This window comes from Mycobacteroides franklinii (assembly GCF_002013895.1).
Lineage (GTDB): Bacteria > Actinomycetota > Actinomycetes > Mycobacteriales > Mycobacteriaceae > Mycobacterium > Mycobacterium franklinii.
Window position 1 is genome coordinate 226,342 of sequence record NZ_MAFQ01000010.1, and the last position, 17,678, is coordinate 244,019.

14 protein-coding genes are annotated in these 17,678 nt (G+C 64.6%); 10 read left to right on the forward strand and 4 right to left on the reverse strand.

Annotation, left to right across the window (positions count from 1 at the left end):
• Nucleotides 1–33 precede the first annotated feature (33 nt).
• Complete coding sequence (locus B4393_RS18565; protein ID WP_157901293.1) at nt 34–1,128, forward strand: glycosyltransferase family 4 protein; 1,095 nt, start codon at nt 34–36, stop codon at nt 1,126–1,128.
• Here B4393_RS18565 and B4393_RS18570 read toward each other — a convergent pair.
• The 3 genes from B4393_RS18570 to B4393_RS18580 are packed head-to-tail and all read right to left on the reverse strand — an operon-like array spanning nt 1,093 to nt 5,599.
• On the reverse strand, nt 1,093–2,121 hold the full coding sequence (locus tag B4393_RS18570; protein ID WP_191988873.1) for a glycosyltransferase family 4 protein: 1,029 nt from the start codon (nt 2,119–2,121) through the stop codon (nt 1,093–1,095). The two genes, B4393_RS18565 and B4393_RS18570, sit on opposite strands and share 36 nt — an antisense overlap.
• Nucleotides 2,122–2,135: 14 nt before the next feature.
• Entirely contained in the window at nt 2,136–4,118 is a 1,983-nt protein-coding gene (locus tag B4393_RS18575) for a glycosyltransferase (RefSeq protein ID WP_078335396.1), read from the reverse strand.
• A gap of 5 nt (nt 4,119–4,123) precedes the next feature.
• Nucleotides 4,124–5,599 (reverse strand): flippase, encoded by a 1,476-nt coding sequence (locus B4393_RS18580; RefSeq protein ID WP_078335323.1) that lies wholly within the window; start codon nt 5,597–5,599, stop codon nt 4,124–4,126.
• Between the two features lie 32 nt (nt 5,600–5,631).
• On the opposite strand from B4393_RS18580, the gene B4393_RS18585 reads away from it, so the two are divergent.
• Nucleotides 5,632–6,714, forward strand: a complete 1,083-nt coding sequence (locus tag B4393_RS18585) for a glycosyltransferase family 4 protein (protein ID WP_078335324.1) — start codon at nt 5,632–5,634, stop codon at nt 6,712–6,714.
• Here B4393_RS18585 and B4393_RS18590 read toward each other — a convergent pair whose 3' ends face one another.
• Nucleotides 6,715–7,524 (reverse strand): WecB/TagA/CpsF family glycosyltransferase, encoded by an 810-nt coding sequence (locus tag B4393_RS18590; RefSeq protein WP_133052577.1) that lies wholly within the window; start codon nt 7,522–7,524, stop codon nt 6,715–6,717.
• A gap of 129 nt (nt 7,525–7,653) precedes the next feature.
• Between B4393_RS18590 and B4393_RS18595 the strand changes: the two genes are divergently transcribed.
• The 8 genes from B4393_RS18595 (at nt 7,654) to B4393_RS18630 (ending at nt 17,675) form a co-directional block, all read left to right on the forward strand.
• Nucleotides 7,654–8,580 (forward strand): hypothetical protein, encoded by a 927-nt coding sequence (locus B4393_RS18595; RefSeq protein ID WP_078335326.1) that lies wholly within the window; start codon nt 7,654–7,656, stop codon nt 8,578–8,580.
• Nucleotides 8,552–9,904, forward strand: a complete 1,353-nt coding sequence (locus B4393_RS18600; RefSeq protein WP_133052576.1) for an O-antigen ligase family protein — start codon at nt 8,552–8,554, stop codon at nt 9,902–9,904. Before B4393_RS18595 ends, B4393_RS18600 begins: the two co-directional genes overlap by 29 nt.
• A complete protein-coding gene (locus B4393_RS18605) occupies nt 9,901–11,238 on the forward strand; it encodes a glutamate-1-semialdehyde 2,1-aminomutase (RefSeq protein WP_078335328.1) in 1,338 nt (445 codons plus the stop codon). The genes B4393_RS18600 and B4393_RS18605 overlap by 4 nt, the downstream gene beginning before the upstream one ends.
• 129 nt (nt 11,239–11,367) lie before the next feature.
• Nucleotides 11,368–12,822, forward strand: a complete 1,455-nt coding sequence (locus B4393_RS18610) for a cytochrome ubiquinol oxidase subunit I (protein WP_078335329.1) — start codon at nt 11,368–11,370, stop codon at nt 12,820–12,822.
• Between the two features lie 30 nt (nt 12,823–12,852).
• Nucleotides 12,853–13,881: a cytochrome d ubiquinol oxidase subunit II gene (gene cydB, locus B4393_RS18615; RefSeq protein WP_078335330.1), complete on the forward strand. Its 1,029-nt coding sequence runs from the start codon at nt 12,853–12,855 to the stop codon at nt 13,879–13,881.
• A complete protein-coding gene (cydD, locus tag B4393_RS18620; RefSeq protein ID WP_078335331.1) occupies nt 13,878–15,551 on the forward strand; it encodes a thiol reductant ABC exporter subunit CydD in 1,674 nt (557 codons plus the stop codon). Before cydB ends, cydD begins: the two co-directional genes overlap by 4 nt.
• On the forward strand, nt 15,535–17,187 hold the full coding sequence (gene cydC, locus B4393_RS18625; RefSeq protein ID WP_078335332.1) for a thiol reductant ABC exporter subunit CydC: 1,653 nt from the start codon (nt 15,535–15,537) through the stop codon (nt 17,185–17,187). The genes cydD and cydC overlap by 17 nt, the downstream gene beginning before the upstream one ends.
• A complete protein-coding gene (locus B4393_RS18630; protein WP_078335333.1) occupies nt 17,184–17,675 on the forward strand; it encodes a DUF4190 domain-containing protein in 492 nt (163 codons plus the stop codon). Before cydC ends, B4393_RS18630 begins: the two co-directional genes overlap by 4 nt.
• Nucleotides 17,676–17,678: the final 3 nt, after the last annotated feature.

The following is a 17,678-nucleotide window of genomic DNA, read 5'->3' on the forward strand; positions in this document are numbered from 1 at the left end:
CGATACCTAGCCGCTGAGCTTTACACTTGGCGCGTGTCCAATGTCCGTTCGACGCCCGCACCCGTGCGTGTGCTGGCCATCGGGCCGGCCCCGGCGGGTCCGGAGAGCCGCGGAGGTATGGCAACCGTCATGTCGCATATGGCGGCGTTGACTGACCCGGATGTGACCGTGCGGGTCGTGCCCACCTACGTCGACGCCGGACGGTGGCGTTGGCTGTGGGTCGGTATGCGCGGAATGCTGGTGTCATCGTGGTGGGTCCTCACCGGACAGGTTGACGTTCTGCACGTTCACCTGGGCCACGGCGGAAGTGTCGCGCGCAAGGCACTCCCGCTCTGGGCCGCTCGGATCAGGCGGGTACCTTCCCTCATCCATGCCCACAGCTTTGATTTCGCCGGGTGGTATCGGCAGCAGCCCGTCGCGGTGCAGTACGGCGTGCGGTGGGGATTGCGTGCCGATCGGTGGATCATCTTGGGTCGCGGCCTCGCTGACGAGTACACCGCCTGCCTGCAACTCGATCCGAATCATGTTGCCGTATTGCAGAACCCGGTACGAATTCCCGAACAACCCGCATTCTCTGCGGCAGCCACCGTGACCGCGGTGAGCCTGGGCAGGTTGGGCCACCGCAAGGGCACGTACGACATCGTCAGAGCGGTATCCATTCTGCCGACCGATGTTCGTGCGTTGCTACGCATCCACCTTGCGGGCGATGGCGAGGTCGAGCAGGTGCGCGCCGCGGTCACCTCGGCCGGTGTCGCCGACGTGATCACCGTCCATGGCTGGCTGGATGCTGCCGCGGGCGCTGAACTCCTCAGCGGCGCTGATATTTTCGTGTTACCCAGCTATGCCGAGGGCCTACCCATGGCGCTGCTGGAGGCCATGGCCGCGGCCGTCGCCGTCATCACCGCACCGGTCGGGTCAATTGCCGAGGTTGTGCACAACAATGAGAACGGCATCCTGATTACACCGGGCGATATCGACGCCCTGGCGGCGGCTCTCACCCGGCTCGCCACCGGCCCGGAGGAGCGCCGCGCATTGGCACAGGCCGCGCGAGAGACGGTGCGCGGCCTCGATATCGCGGACTGGGAAGCGCAACTAGTGCGGACGTGGAAGTCGCTCGCAGATCGCTAGCAGCCTCGCCGCGGCGTGATCCGCGGAGAAATTTTGCGTGTAGTGCTCGCGTGCCGCCGCGCCGAGACGCGCCGCGACGACGGGATCGGCGTGGCGGTCGAATGCCGCGGCGAGCCCCGGCACGTCATCACGGCCGAGCGGGAGTTCCCCGGGCGGTTGGAACTCCGGCAACGCTCCCTCGGAGGAAACGATGACGTTCACGCCGAGCTGCATCGAGAGTGTTTGCACACCGCTCTGCGAGGCCTGCCGGTAGTGCACGACCGACGCCTTGGCAGCGGAAAGCCGTTGCAGTACCTCGCTATAGCTGTACCGTCCGCGAATCCATCGCACCGATTCCGGTAGTGGGCCGGTGATGGTTCCGTCGCCGATGATCACCAGGTGGTCTCCACGCCAGGCCGGTCCGGCACTATGCGCCTGCCATGCCTGCAGGATGACATCGACGTTCTTGTAACCGTAGAGCCGCCCGACCAGGACGAAGTCACGCCGCCGCGCCGCGGGTACGAGAGGAGGCACACGCGCCGGATCAAGATCACTCGTCAATGGGACCACGCCGACCGGCGATGACGCGTGCGCGGCAATCGAACGTGAAACATAGTCGCTGAAGACCACGCGCTGAGCCGCGCCCGTCTCCCACCCGCGGAACGCCACATCCTTCCACCGGGGGCGCTCTTCGACGACATCATGCGGTCGATCGTCGTGGATGAGCAGCACCCGCGGACGGCCCTGGCCGAATGCCTGCCATCGCGGGTCACGCACCAGCTCACTGATCACCACATCAGGCTGGAACGCGCGGGCTTTCGGTACCGCACGCGCCCAAGAGGCCCAACTCGCCGGTTGAGCGAGCGCGGTCTTCAGGACCAGCTCGTAATCGCGTGCCGGCCCGGACTCTGGATGATCGTCGGTGGTCACCAACAATATGGAGGCGCCCCGATCTTGCAGGGCCTCCGCTTGTACGCGCGCCAGCGGGCGCATCCAGGGCGATAACCAGAGAATCCGCATCGTCGATGTCAGCCCTTCAGCACCGCGGTAAAGGCCTCCTCGTAAGAGTCCGCCATGGTCTCAATCGTGTAGAGATCACGCATTCGGTCAAAACCGCGCCGCCCCAATGCGGTGAGGCGCTCAGGGGCGGCCAGCACTCCCTCAAGCGCGGTACGCCAGTGCTGTACGTCAATCGGGTCCACGACCACGCCGCTGTCGTTGCCGAGCATATCGGGCACTGAACAGACCGCCGAGCCGATGACCGGGACCGCTCGTGCCATCGCCTCCAGGATCACCAGCGGAAACGCCTCACTGCGACTCGGCACACAGAGCACATCGCAGTCGGCCAGCGCATGCTCCGGCCCGGGCGACCAACCACGCCAGTGCACCCGGCCGCGTACCGCATCGGGGGTGAGCGCTTCCAACCGTTCACGATCAGGTCCGTCACCGAAAATGGAGAGTTTCCAGTCATATTCGGGCAATCCGCTCAGTGCTTCCACCAAGAGATGCGGGTTCTTGTGCTCCACAATGCGTGACAGCATGACGAAGTGCACGGCGCCACGCGGTTCGGTGCGGTGCGGTGCGGTCTCGGGCAGGTCGGCGCGGCTCACGACCCCATTGGGGGCGGTGAAGAATCGGTTGCCCACGCGTTGATGCGCTGACACCTCATCCCAGTGCCGCCGCGACAGCGCGATAAACCCGTCGGCCCTGCTCATGGCCGCCGCCAGCGGCGCCGAGTAGGTCCCCGTGTTGAGCACGGGTGGAATGTGCGCTGCGACAAGCCATCTACGATCGCGCCCGGCTGCGCGCCACAAGGTCGCACACCCGGTTTCGGTATTGGTATCCCCCGAGACCAGGATCGCGGGCCCGCCGCCCACCTCGAAGGTCGGACACCACCAGGGCTGGCGCACGACCCGCACCGTCGCAGGAACTTCGGATACCAGTGGGCCGAATCGCTGCATGCACGCGATGGTCACGGAGTAGCCGCGCCGATCCAACTCAGTTGCCAACAGCACGTGTTGGCGTTCCGCTCCCCCATAGACCAACCGATTGGTGGTCAGCACCACCTGCGGGTGTCCTTGGAACGAGGCGATACGGGCCGCCCGGGCGCGCCGTGCTGCGGGCTGCACTCGGTCCAGCACTGATGTGCCGGCCAGGTAGAGATCGGCAGTCCGTACGCCCTGCGCATGCTCGAGTGTCAACGCGATGTTGGCCCGCAGCAGATCGTCGGACCGCATGCTGCGCCGGTGATCTCCCGCGACTGTCCCCTTGGCGCTGTGCGTGACACCCGGCTCGTCGACGAGGACCAATCGCCAACCCGCGAACCGTGCCCGTTGTTGCCAATCGGCTTCCTCGCCGTACAAGAAGAACTCTTCGTCAAATCCACCTATCTCATTCCAGGCGTGACGGTTGATCAAAAGACAAGCACCGGTGAGGTATCCGTCAACATCCGGCGGTGGCGTCCGATACAGATCGGAGATCGCGCGGCCGCGCAACGCGGGCGCGTAGCCCGTGCGCGAGACGAGTGCTCTCATCAGGCTGGGGGCCCGATGCCCGTTGTCCCACGGACGCTCGCCAGGGTGAGCGGTGACGGAATCGATCTGCGGTGCCGCCGCTCCCACCCGGACATCCGTCGTCAGTTGAGCGCGTGTTTGGGTGAGTGGACTCTTCACAACGGCATCGGGATTCAGCAACAACAGATGCGCACCCGGCGCCAGATCGGCCAACGTGTTGACGGCCGCGGCGAATCCCAGGTTCTTACCCGTGCCGTGCCAACTCACTTCCGGGTAGGCCGCCCGGATTGCCGTCATGCCGGGGAATTCCGATTCGGAGTTGTCCCACACGTGTACCGGCAGATCAACGAGGTGTTCGCGACAGGACCGCAGACAGTCGTCGAGTAGGTCGGGGCGGCGGTAGGCCACAATGCAGACGACGGTGCCTCCGTGCACCCCACTTGTCCGGGGCGATGGCAGGTAGGCCCGGTTGAGTTCCTTGTTCCTGTTCCTACCCATGTCCATCACCCATCTGAGGCCTCCTTGCGGAGAATTTCCCGTACATCGCGCAGGTGTACCGGGCCTACCCAAAGGTTCATTCCTACGTACACGGCGGCGGCGATTACTGCCGCGATCAACGGCGGCACCCACAGTGCGGCAAGGACGAGCGCAGCCACCGCCGCCAGGGTCGGTATGGCCAGCCGGAGCAGAAACGTCCACGGCGTGCGATAGCCACTACAGGTGGCCAGCCTGACGGTGGCGACAACCAGACCAACCACCTCGCTGGTCACCAGCGCGATCGCCGCACCCAGCGAACCCAGATGCGGGATCAGCACCACGTTGAGAACGATATTGCAGGCGAGATTGAAAACATTGAGACGCAACAGAAATGCCTGATGATGCGCGGCAAAGAGCGCCTGACTCACCGTCCCGGTGAGGAAGGTCAAACCGACGGCGACAAGGAGCAACGGCATCACCAGATTCGACTTGTCGACGAACTGTTCCGAGCCCAGCAGCGCCACCAGATCACGGCCGACGAAGAACCCGACCACGGCAATGGGGACCGCAACGGCCATCATCAATCCCATCGACCGTTCGATGAAGATCGCGAACCTCTCCCGCGACGACGCGAACAGCCCCGTCATCGTGGAAAGGGTTGCACCCAAGAAGAAGTTCCCCATCAGCGACAACGTGAAAGCGGTCTGATACGCCAGGCCGTATCGACCGACCTCGGCGGGAGTGCTCAGCAGGCTGAGGATCACACCGTCGATGCGCCAATAGAGCACCCCGATGATGAGCACCATGGTCTGCGGCAGACTCTCGCGCACCAATCCCCAGGTCTCTTTGACGGACATGACGATTCGCAGCGGAATGATGCGATGTGCGGCAATGCCCTGCACCAACAACAGCGTGGCCGGCGCTGCGACCTGGGGCAGCACGTACCACACGTGGTCGGCACGAACCGTGACCAGAACAATGGTGACCACTAGCATCGCGACACGGGACAGCGTGTCGGCAAGTGCCACCGCCGAGAACCGCACCGCGGACATGAATATGGGGTTGAGGCAGCTCGACAGTGTTGTCAAGGTGAGGCCGGCGCTGAGTATCAACAACATCGACTGCACCTCTGGCTGGTCGGAGTAGACCAGCCAGCCCGATACGGCAGCCAGCGCGGCGAGCGGCAGGCAATAGCTCAGTGAGAAAGCAAGATTGATCCCGACCAACCGTTGCAGGTCGCCCTCACTTGCCGAGACACGTCGCACGATCACGACGCCGATACCCAGCTCAGTCAGACTGGTCCACAGTCCGATGAAGAAAATCGCAGTATTCAAATGCCCATAGGACACCGGGCCCAGCGCGCGGGTGGTCAGGGCGATGGCCGCGATGGAAGCAACCGTCCCCAGCATGCGCCCGCCCAGCTGCCATGCGACTGCGCTGGCGATGCGGCGCCCGGATGCCGGCTCGGTCACCGGGGAACCCTGGGTGCGTTCGGGAGTCATGTGATACCTTGCGCCGGTACGGGATGGGAACAATGCAACCGAACCAACACTTGCGCGCGTATGTGGCTTTGTCGCACGGCGTTTCGGCTTCGCAGTGGGAGGCACGGAACGTTGCAGATGAAGTGCCGGATCGCGCGCCCTATGGACTGCATCGGTTGTCGAACTACGGTGTGACGCCCACCTTCAGTGAGTTCTCGCTGGCTCGCCGCTTCGAGCGAATCGCCGGGCAAATTCGGTATCGCAGCGGCAATTTGGAAATTCTGGAGACCGTCGCAGACCGGTCGGCGCGACGCGAGAGCGACATCGTGTTCTGCTACGACGAGCGCACCGGGGTGCCGGCTGCCGCCGCCACGGCCATTGGCATGAGCCCACCCGTGGTGACCGGGGTGGGGTGGCTGACCGAGCCGGCGGACTCGGCGCCGCTTCATCGCGTACTCGCACGGTACGGATTGGCCCGCAGTGCGGCGGTATTCTCCCAATCCCCGCCCCAGGTCGAACTGCTGTCCCGCGCCTGGGGCGTCGAGGATTCGCGGCTGCATTTCGCACCGGTGGGCATCGACACCGATTTCTATCGGGTGCAACCGTGGGAGAACACGAGCACTCCCTTGGTAGTCAGTGCGGGCGAGGACGTTCACCGGGATCACGCGCTGCTGGTCCAGGCGGTGTTGACCGCCCGCGAACACTGCCCCGGCCTCACGCTGGAACTGGCCACCGCGCTGCCGGTCAGCGCGCCGTCCGAGGTTGTCACGCTGCGTACCGAGCGTCTTTACGGACGAATGCGCGACCTGTACCGACGCTCCGCCATCGTGGCGATCGCGGTGCGCCCCAATGTAGTTACGGGTTCGGGGCTCACCGTCGCATTGGAGGCGATGGCCAGTGGGCGTCCGGTTGTGATGACCAACAACCCGGGGATATCGCATTACGTCCGCCACGATATCGATGGGGTGCTGGTTCCCCCTGGTGATCCTGACGCGTTTGCCCGAGCGATCTCCGACCTGGCGCACGATCCCGACCGAGCACGCGCGCTCGGCCAGGCCGGAGCGCAGCGGGCGCGGACGGACTTCAGTTCCGAACGAATGGCTGAGCATTTCGCGAGCATTATGCATGGGGTTTAGCTACGACGCGTGCCAAGGTTGCGGGGGCTCGACGTTCGCCCTCCGCAACCGCATCACGGATGCGGGCCCCTGCACCAAGTATCTTCGCGCCATCCGCCGCGGTTCGCGCCCCAATCGGTAGGACCATTCCAGGCCGCAGCGCCGCATCCACTCCGGCGCACGCACGGCGGCGCCGGCCAGAAAGTCCGCGGACGCGCCGAAGGCCAACATGACCGCAGCGCCGGTGGTAACACCGTGACGCGCAATCCACAACTCCTGCAATGGTTTTCCAAGGCCTACGACCAGAATGTGGGTATCCGTGGCGGCGATGTCACGGGCAAGGGCATCGCTACGAGCCGGATCGGTGAGATCGCTACGATCAGGCGCCCAGAAATCCGTGACCTCAAGACTCGGATAGCGATCTGTGATGACTCCGCGCAACTGGTCGTGAGTCTGTGGCAGCCCGCCCAGGAAACCAACTCGCTGACCTGCGTCCATCGCCTGTTCGAGCACGAGAGGCAGCAAGTCGGCTCCGGTAATCCGCGGCCAGTTTCGCCGCGTCCTGAGTCGGGCGCGCGCCACAATCGGCGCACCGTCGGCCAGCATCAACCAACGCAGCCGCGGTCCGAGTTCCGCACAGTCCGGGTTGGCACGCCCCGCGCCGAAGTGATGCAGGTGATCCAGGTTCACCGAGCCGATCACCAGCGGGTTATCGCCCCGCACCGCTGCATACCGTGCCGCCGCGGCAAGCACGTCCCGCACGGAGCAAAGATCTACCTTCACCCCTGAGATCATCACTCGGGCCGGCGGGCCCTGCGATTCTGTCGACACGGCGGACAGCCTAGTCCCGCGATTCCGAGGGCTTGGCAAGTGTGGGTTATGCTCGTGACCAATAACGCTGGTTATGGGACAGTGCGCCTACCGCGGATAGTCCGGACGATAGCGAGAGTCGGAGCGCGCGTGAACGTCAACGACCTGGTCAAGCGGATCTTGAATCGGCGCATCGCGCTGTTTCTCGTGGTCCTGCTGGCCTGCGGTGCGGGCGCATATGGTTACAGCACCGGCGTCACGGTGCGGGCATCCACGGCTTCGGCCGTGGTGGTGCCACCGCCCACCTACTCCTCGACCGGCGACACGCTCGGCGCCAACCCGATGCTGAATCTATCCCCGGAGAAAGCACAGCTCGCCGGCATCCTGGCCACCTCTCTGTCCAGCCAGCCCGCGCAGGCCGCCATCGCGGCAGTCGCTCCCGGCGTGGACTACAAGGTCTCCAACACCATTGACCTGGGGCCCAACAACCAACAGCCGTCGCCCCAGGTGTCGATTCTGGTGTTGTGCAGCGCGACATCGGATTGCCAGGCAGGCGCGTCAGCACTGCTGGACGTCGCACGTGACAATCTGATCAAGCTGCAGGTGGGCGCCTCCGTCTCCCCCGAGAACTGGGCCAGCCTCACGGTCCTGCAAGAACCCACCGCACCCGTTGTCACGTCGACCAGCGCGATGAAATCAGCAGGCTCCATGGCGGTCGCGGCACTGCTGGCCGGACTCATCCTGGTGTTGATATACGACGCCCTCGCAGTGCGTCACCGCAAAGAAAAGTCCGCCACCAAGAAGAATAAGGAACAGATCCAAGCGAAGACTGCGGCGCCAACTAGTGCAGCCGGGTCGTCCACCCAGGCCGCACTCGCCGACGAGCCGGTGGCGCACGAAGCGGAGGACGAAGATCAACCAGCAGCAAACATCAAGAAGCCCATGACCATCGACGATGACCTGGACAACGTCGAGATTGACGACGAGGCACTGGCTCAAGCGGTGCTGAACTGGACTCCACCCCGACTCACCGATTTTCGTAACTGGCGTGACGACAAGCCTTCCCCGGACCGGTAGCTCACGCGCAGCGGTGTCCGGCCGCGGCCCGGATATCGTCACGTTCGCCGCGCTGGCATTGATAGTGCTGCTGAGTACGCGGCAGGCCTACGCGACATACGCGTTGAAGGGACTGAGCCCTGCCCAGGTCGCGTTGACCCTGATCGGAGCGCTCGGCATCTACTGGGTGCTGTCAGGGCACAGACTCACTCTCGGTGCGCGGTGGCTGTCCATCGCGATCCTCGCCTCGCTACTCACCACCGTGGTGTCCTTCAACGTGGTGACCACACGCGTGTTGCCACACGTCGCGTTGATCCAAGCCGGGCAGGGCATCGCCGCTTTCGCGGTAACGGCGGTGGTGCTCATAGGATTCGTCTTCCTTTTCGCCGCCCATCCCGGTGACTCCGCGCGCATCATCGAAATCTTGTTGAAGGCGCTTCTGATCGGCGGCGCCATCACAGCCGCCTTTGCTTTGATTCAGTTCGCGACCGGCTTCGATATCGCGGCCTTGATTCGCATCCCCGGGATCATGAAGTTTCGCGATACCGGTGTCGCACACGACATCGTCCGTGAAGGCGTCGTTCGCGCCCAGGGCGCCGCGGGGCACGCCCTGGAACTCAGTGCGGTGTTGACGACCATCGCGCCCATCGGGTTGGCGCTCGTATACAGCGCCAAGGCACGCGGCAGAAAGACGTGGCCGTGGGCGATCCTGACCGCCATGGTGATCGCCGGTTCCGTGGTGACGGTTTCCCGATCGGCATTCGTCGGACTGGCCGCCGCGGTCCTGGTGATGTCGTGGCGCTGGCCGGTCCGTCGCCTTACCGGGCTGCTCGGCGCAGCATGCGGCGCGGCAGCGCTTGCCGCCGTGAGCGGGCTCGGTGTCTTCGACGCAATCATCAGCACCTTCATGGGTAGCGCCGATGATCCGTCGCTGCAGTCTCGCGCACGCGGAATCGACTACGTGACGGCGCACTGGACCGAACACTTTTGGCTGGGACAAGGATCATTCACCTATCCGCTGGGTCCCGAACAACCAGTTCTCGACAACGAGTACCTCAGCCGACTCATCGAAGGTGGGATCCTGGGCCTGCTCGCGCTGATCTTCCTGATGATCACTGCGGTCGGGTACGCCGCCAAAGCACGTAATCGCTGCGGGGACGTGGCCACGACGGAACTGATCAACGGCGTTCTCGGCGCACTCGTCGCGCTCACTGTCGTCAGTACGGTGCTGGATGTATCTGCTTTCCAACAGGTTTCCATGGTCCGGTACCTCTTGATCGTACTGGCCGGTGCGGCATGGGCATTGGTCAAACGTAGCGAGGAAGTCGAGGAAGCACTGACGTGACGCACAAAGGCTTCGACCAATCGAACGCGTGGCAGGCACGGCTCCACCACGCAGTGCCGGGCGGTGCGCATACTTACGCGCGCGGCGCCGACCAGTATCCGTTGGGCATGGCCCCAGTACTGACCCACGGATTGGGCGCACGCGTGTGGGATGTCGACGAGAACGCCTACGTGGAATACGGCATGGGACTGCGCGCGATAACCCTGGGCCACGCGTACGCGCCCGTCGTCGCGGCCGTTCGCGAAACCCTGGAGTGGGGAGTGAGTTTCAGTCGACCAACAGTGTTCGAAGCAGAGGCCGCCGAGGACTTCCTGCGGACAGTACCCACCGCCGAGATGGTGAAGTTCGCCAAAAACGGATCCGATGTCACCACCGCAGCCCTTCGCCTGGCCCGCGCCGTAACCGGACGCCCGAAGGTCGCGGCCTGCCTGCAGCCGTTCTTCTCCACCGATGACTGGTTCATCGGTACCACTGAGATGAACGCCGGAATCCCGAAAACCGCGATAGATGATGTGATCAGGTTCGACTACAACGATCTCGACTCGCTGACAAAGCTTTTCGAAGAGCAGCCCGGCCAGATCGCCTGCGTCATCATGGAGGCCGCCAGCGCCGCGGCCGAACCCGAGCCGGGCTTTTTGGACTCCGTGCGGACACTGTGCACGCAGCACGGTGCGCTGCTCGTCTTCGACGAAATCATCACCGGCTTTCGCTGGTCCCGGGCGGGTGCCCAAGCGGTGTACGGCGTCACCCCTGATCTGTCCTGTTGGGGCAAGGCGATGGGCAACGGTTTCGCGATTGCCGCGCTGGCCGGCAGGCGCGAGTACATGGAACGTGGTGGCCTGCGCACCGAAGATCCGCGAACCTTTCTGCTGTCCACCACGAATGGTCCGGAGGCGGTGGGACTGGCCGCGTTTCGTGCGGTCGTGCAGGCTTATCGCGATGACGCCCCGATACGTGCCATGGAGGCCGCGGGGCGCGATCTCGCGGCCGGTGTCGCCGAGGTCACCACGGAACTCGGTGTAAGCGAACATATCCGGACCATTGGCAGGCCGTCCTGTCTGACCTTCACCAGCCTCGATCCCGACGGGATTCCCTCGCAGGCCTATCGGGCACTGCTGCTCCAGGAACTCCTGCGTCGTGGCGTATTGGGGCAGTCGTTCGTCATCTCCGCCGCACACACCCCCGTCGATATCGAGGTGACGGTGGATGCGGTGCGCGGGGCGGCCGAGGTCTATCGGCGCGCACTCGAGGCCGGCACCACCGATGGATTCCTACTGGGCCCGCCGGTCGCGCCGGCCCTGCGGTCACTGGCCGCGCCCCGACGGATCTCCTAACCGCGCGCACCGGGCGGGTTCACGCGTTTACCGCCCCACGTTCGTCTCGTTGGCGTATTAGTAAATGTGGCCCGTATCGCGTTGATCTTGGATTACTACTACTACTACGCTGTGTCGTAGGAGGTGGCGATGAACGCCCTGGACGTATCCCGATGGCAGTTCGGTATCACCACCGTGTACCACTTCATCTTGGTGCCGTTGACCATTGGGCTCGCGCCCCTCATTGCCATCATGCAGACGGTGTGGGTCGTAACCGGGAACAACTCCTGGTATCGGCTCACCCGGTTCTTCGGCAAGCTGTTTCTCATCAACTTCGCGCTGGGTGTCGCCACCGGAATCGTGCAGGAGTTCCAGTTCGGCATGAACTGGAGCGAGTACTCACGATTCGTCGGTGATGTATTCGGTGCTCCCCTGGCGCTCGAAGGCCTCGTGGCCTTCTTCCTGGAATCAACCTTCCTGGGTTTGTGGATATTCGGGTGGACCCGGCTGCCCAAACTGGTCCACTTGGCGTGCATCTGGATGGTGGCCATCGGGGTCAATGCCTCGGCCTTCTTCATCATCGCCGCCAACTCCTTCATGCAGCATCCCGTCGGTGCCATTTACAACCCGGAAACCGGTCGCGCGGAGCTGACCAGCATCACCGAACTCCTCACCAACAACACGGCATTGGCCGCGTTCCCGCATACCGTCGCCGGATCCCTCCTCACGGCGGGCACTTTCGTTGCCGGCATCTGCGGCTGGTGGATGGTGCGCTCACACAAGCTCGGCACCCTGGAAGATGCCCGCACGATGTACCGGCCCGCCGCCATTGGCGCATGCGCGGTGATGATCTTGTCCGGGGTCGCACTGGCTGCCACCGGCGACGTCCAGGGCAAGCTGATGTTCCAGCAGCAGCCCATGAAGATGGCATCCGCAGAATCCTTGTGTTACACAGAAAAAGACCCCAAGTTTTCGGTGTTGACGGTGGGAACCCACAACAACTGTGCCAGCGTGACGCATGCCATCGAGCTGCCGTATGTCCTGCCATTCCTGGCGGAAGGCAAGTTCACCGACGTCACCCTCAAGGGTGTAGAGAACCTGCAGAAGGAGTATGAGCAGAAGTTTGGTCCGCGAAATTATCGGCCCAATCTGTTTGTGACCTACTGGTCCTTCCGCGCGATGATCGGACTTGCCGCCGGGTCGGCCCTGCTGGCGTTGGCCGGACTATGGGTCACCCGCAGGGGACGAATCCCCCATCAGCGCTGGTTCGCCTGGCTTTCGATCCTGGCCATCCCCACCCCCTTCCTGGCGAACAGCGCCGGATGGGTGTTCACCGAGATGGGTCGGCAGCCCTGGGTAGTAGCCCCCAATCCCACAGGCGTCGAACAGATTCGACTCACGGTGGACCTGGCGGTCTCTCACCATTCGGCGGCGACGGTATGGCTGTCGCTGGTCACCTTCACGCTGCTGTACGGCGCGCTCGGCGTGGTGTGGTTCTGGCTCATCCGCCGATACACCGTCGAAGGACCGCTCGAACACGACACCGAACCAACACCGCCCGTTACCGACGATGACAGCCCCAAACCGCTGTCCTTCGCCTACTGATCCGACCAGTTACGTAAGGAGGTTCCGAACATGAATCCGACGGCATTGCAGCAGTTCTGGTTCATCGTCGTGGCGGCGCTGTTCCTTGGGTTCCTGGTGCTGGAGGGTTTCGACTTCGGTGTCGGAATGCTGATGCACCCGCTCGGCCGGGGCGACGATCGTCGGCGACGGGCCGTTCTCAACACGATCGGGCCGGTATGGGACGGCAATGAGGTGTGGCTGATCACCGCGGGCGGCGCGATGTTCGCCGCCTTCCCCCACTGGTATGCGACCGTGTTCTCAGGCCTGTACATCCCCCTGTTGCTGATTCTCGTCGCCATGATTGTCCGAATCGTCGCGATCGAATGGCGCGGAAAGATCGACGACCCTCGCTGGCGTGCCCGCTGCGACCTCGGGATAGCCATCGGTTCGTGGATACCCGCACTGCTGTGGGGTGTCGCCTTCTCCTCGATGCTCGCCGGGCTTCCGGTGGACGGCGCCAAACAGCTCACGCTTACCGTCGGAGATGTGCTCCGGCCGTATGTCCTCCTCGGCGGCGTGGTTTTCGTGGGGCTCTTTGCCTTTCACGGTGCGCTCTTCATCTCCCTGAAGACCGCGGGAGTGGTCCGCGAAGATGCCGTGTCCTGGGCGCGCAAGCTGGCGATCCCGGTGATCGTCGCCGCCGGTGGATACGGATTGTGGACACAGCTTGCTTACGGCAAGAGTTGGACGTGGATCGCCCTCGTGATCGCCGCATTGTCGTTGATCGGTGCGGCCGCCGCGTCACGGGTCTCGCGGGACGGTTGGGCCTTCGCCTGCACATGCCTGACAGTGGTTGCGGTCGTCGTCTTGCTGTTCGGCTCCCTCTACCCCAATCTCATTGTGTCCAGCCTTGATCCGGCCTACAACTTGACCGTCGTCAACGCCTCTTCCAGCCCCTACACACTCAAGGTAATGAGCTGGGCGGCGGCTATCACCGCGCCGGTGGTGTTGATCTACCAGGGCTGGACGTACTGGGTATTCCGACAGCGCATCTCGGCCGAGCAGATTCCCGATCCGGTCGGGTTGCCTGTGCGATGACGAAATTGCGCAGCGCCCCGGTTGATCCCCGACTGTGGCGCCGCAGCGCTCCTGTGCGCCGGTACCTGATTCTGACGGTGCTCTGCGAAATGGTGATGACCGCGTGCACGCTCCTGATCGCGATAGTGCTGGCGCACGCCCTCGCCCGACTGATCACCGATCCGCCCGCGCGCGATATCGCTCATATGGGACAACCGCTCGCGCTCCTGGCGGTGCTCTGGATCCTTCGGGCCGCAGCACATGGCGTGCAGGTCCGCTTCAGCGAACGGGGCGCGACAGCTGTCATCGCCGACCTCGACGATCAGCTGCTGTCGACACTCGCACAAGCACAACCGCGTGATCTGGAGCAACATCGAGACTCGGCCACCGAGGTACTGACCCGCGGATTAGACGACCTGCGGCCCTATTTCGCGGGATACCTGCCCGCGGTGCTCAGTGCCGCGATCGTCACGCCCGCCGCCGCGTTGGTGATCGCGTTCTCCGATATCCGATCGGCCATCATCGTCGCGGTGACCCTGCCGCTGATCCCGGTGTTCATGATCCTCATCGGCCTGCTCACCCGGGATCGCGCGGAGGCGGCACTGAACGCATCGACGGCGGTCACGAGTCAGATTCTCGATTTGATCGCGGGCATCCCGACGTTACGCGCGCTGGGCCGCACCGCGACACCGTTGCGCCGAATCACCGAACTCGGCGCCGCTCAGCGACGTTCGGTGATGGCAACGTTGCGGGTCGCCTTCCTGTCGGCGATGGTGCTGGAAATGATCGCGACCCTGAGTGTCGCTCTCATCGCGGTGAGCATCGGGATGCGACTCGTCTTCGGACATCTGGATCTCACTATCGCGCTCACCGTCTTGATCCTTGCCCCGGAGGTGTATTGGCCCCTGCGGCGGGTCGGAATCCAGTTCCACAGTGCCGCCGATGGAAAGGCGGCGGCGGACAAAACCTTCGAACTGCTCGATACCCTCACACCGCAGGCCTCCTTGTCCGTGGCCGGGGATACGAAGGCTCCGCACCCTCGGCCAACCATTCAGTTGGACGCCATCAGCGTCATGGACCGAAGCGGCTATGCGCCTTGGGAATTGACGGCAACCATTCGGCCCGGCACCGTGACGGTGCTGACCGGTGACAACGGTGCGGGGAAGTCCACCGCGCTGCACGCGATAACCGGTCTTACGATGCCGACAGCCGGCCGCGTTCTCGTGGACGGGGTGGCACTTGACGACATTGACCGCGACACCTGGTGGTCGATGATCGGATGGCTGCCGCAACGGCCGGTGCTGGTCGCGGGCACCGTACGCGAGAACCTCGAGATCTTCGGAACGCTCGACGATCTGGAATCCGTGCTTGCCGAGAGCCAGTTCGATAGGACCCTGGCGACGCTGCCTGAAGGATTGGATACCCGCCTCGGTACCGGTGGCGCCGGGCTATCGCTGGGTGAACGGCAACGGCTGGGCCTGGCCCGGGCGCTCGGCACCCATCGACCGATCCTGCTTCTCGACGAGCCCACCGCGCATCTCGACGGTGATACCGAGGCCGCCGTGCTGGCGGCGCTGGTGTCCCGTGCACGAAAGGGCGCGACGGTGGTGGTGGTGGGCCATCGAGCCCCGGTCTTGGCTGCGGCCGACAGAGTCTTCACTGTGCAGGCAAGACATGCCACGCACCACTGAGCCCTTACGGCACTGGCTGGTCGCGCTGCGGGTGCGACCGGCACGGCTGGCGGTGGCCGTGGCATACGGTGTCCTGGCGCTGGGAAGTGCCCTGGCTCTCGCCGGCCTGTCGGCGTGGTTGATCGCCCGTGCCTGGCAGATGCCACCCGTACTCGACCTGTCGGTTGCCGTGGTGGCGGTGCGGGCACTGGGAATCTCGCGCGGCATCTGGCGGTACTGCGAGCGGCTCGCCGGCCACGATATCGCGCTGCGCGGCGCGGCCACCGTTCGTGCGCACGTGTACGCGCGGCTGGTCGGCGGATCTGCCGGAACGCTGCGCAAGGGTGCGGTGCTTGCCCGCATCGGTGCAGACATCGACGAGCTGGCCGAGACCGTGGTTCGCAGCGTCATTCCCGCTGCGGTCGCCGCCGTGCTCGGCGTCGCGGCGACAGTCGCCATCGCACTGATATCACTGCCTGCCGCCGCCGTGATGGCAGGTGCCTTACTGATCGCCGATGTGCTGGCGCCGATGTTGGCAGCGCGCGCATCCCGGGCCAGACAGACACGCGGCGCGCGGGCACGGGCACTGCACGCCGAGACAACCGTCGAGATCCTCGACCACGCACCCGAGCTCCGGGTGGGGGGCTTGCTGCCGCGTCAGCTTGAATCGGCTCGCCGACGCCGGATGGAGTGGGCGGCTGCCCAGGACGCGGCCGCGAGTCCGGCGGCCTGGGCAGCAGCGGTTCCCACGCTGGCTGTCGGCGCCGCCTCCGTCGGGACCTTGGCCTCGGCAGTAGAACTCGCAGGGCATATCGCGCCCACGACCCTTGCCATCCTGGTGCTGCTACCGCTGGCGGCATTCGAGGCTTCCACCGCGTTGCCCGCCGCTGCCATCGGCATCGCGCGCTCACGCGCATCGGCGCGGCATCTGCAGGAGCTGGTCTCGACCGGCATCGACATGGCCGTGCCTGTCGATGTGATGCCGAGCGCGGCGAGCTCCGGCGCATCTGTCGAGTGCTCAGAACTCCGTTGGCGCACCGGATGTTCCGTATCGGGTCCGTTGTCGTTCCAGCTGCCGGCGGGTGCCCGGCTGGCGATCACCGGCCCCAGCGGCATCGGCAAGACGTCATTGCTCACCACCCTTGCCGGACTGTCCTCGCCGGCCTCGGGCAGCATCGGCGTCGGCGGCGATCCCCTGGCCGATCTGCCTGCGGCCGAACTGCCCTCACTCATCCGGTTTTTCGCCGAGGACACGCGCCTGTTCGCCACCACGGTGCGCGACAACCTCCTGGTCGCCCGCGGTGATGCCACCGATGACGCCGTGATGGGCGCCTTGTCCGCCGTGGGCCTCGGTTCCTGGATCGAGTCGCTGCCACAGGCACTGGACACGGTGTTGACCGCGGGTGCGGCCTCGGTATCCGGCGGGCAACGGCGACGACTCCTCCTTGCGCGGGCGATACTGTCCACGGTTCCGGTGCTGCTCTTGGACGAACCCACCGAACATCTCGATGGTCACGCCTCCGAAACGATGCTGCGGGCGTTGTTGGACGCCGACAGCTCGTTGCTGGCGGGGCGGACCGTCGTGGTCGCCACCCACCACCTGCCCGATTCCGTGACATGCCTTCGTATCCAACTCGGCGATACAGTGCAGGTATGACGGAAACGCCACCTCCGCCGCCGCCATACCAGCCGGCCGGCGGCTACCCGCCGCCCTTCCCCTATCCGTATCCGTACGGCGCGCCCGGCGCTCCGGTTCCCCCACCGGCGCCGAAGAACGGCATCGGCTTGAGTGCACTGATTGTCGGAATCGTTGCCATCCTGTTGTCGTGCACGGTATTTGGCGGATTTTTCGGGGGCATCGTGGCGGTGGGGCTCGGGATCGCGGGCCTACTCAGGGTCAAACGCGCCGAGGCCGACAATCGCGGCGTGGCCATCGGGGGCATCGCGTTGGGCGGCCTCGCAATCCTGCTGTCCACGTTGATCGTCGTGTTTACCCTGGTTTTCATGAAGTCGGCCGGTTTGAGCGACTTCATCACGTGTTTGGCCGACGTCAAGGGTGATCAGGCAAAGGCCACCCAATGCCAGAACGACTTCGAGAAACGGATGAACGAGAAGGCCGGTACGCCGAGTACGCCTAAGCCTTGATCG

What these genes read in the sequence shown, in the direction of transcription:
- B4393_RS18585 (WP_078335324.1), top strand. Translation starts at nt 5,632, where the DNA reads ATGCAACCGAACCAACACTTGCGCGCGTATGTGGCTTTGTCGCACGGC.
- B4393_RS18610 (WP_078335329.1), top strand. Translation starts at nt 11,368, where the DNA reads ATGAACGCCCTGGACGTATCCCGATGGCAGTTCGGTATCACCACCGTG.
- cydC (WP_078335332.1), top strand. Translation starts at nt 15,535, where the DNA reads ATGCCACGCACCACTGAGCCCTTACGGCACTGGCTGGTCGCGCTGCGG.
- B4393_RS18580 (WP_078335323.1), bottom strand. Translation starts at nt 5,599, where the DNA reads ATGACTCCCGAACGCACCCAGGGTTCCCCGGTGACCGAGCCGGCATCC.
- cydB (WP_078335330.1), top strand. Translation starts at nt 12,853, where the DNA reads ATGAATCCGACGGCATTGCAGCAGTTCTGGTTCATCGTCGTGGCGGCG.
- B4393_RS18630 (WP_078335333.1), top strand. Translation starts at nt 17,184, where the DNA reads ATGACGGAAACGCCACCTCCGCCGCCGCCATACCAGCCGGCCGGCGGC.
- B4393_RS18575 (WP_078335396.1), bottom strand. Translation starts at nt 4,118, where the DNA reads ATGGGTAGGAACAGGAACAAGGAACTCAACCGGGCCTACCTGCCATCG.
- cydD (WP_078335331.1), top strand. Translation starts at nt 13,878, where the DNA reads ATGACGAAATTGCGCAGCGCCCCGGTTGATCCCCGACTGTGGCGCCGC.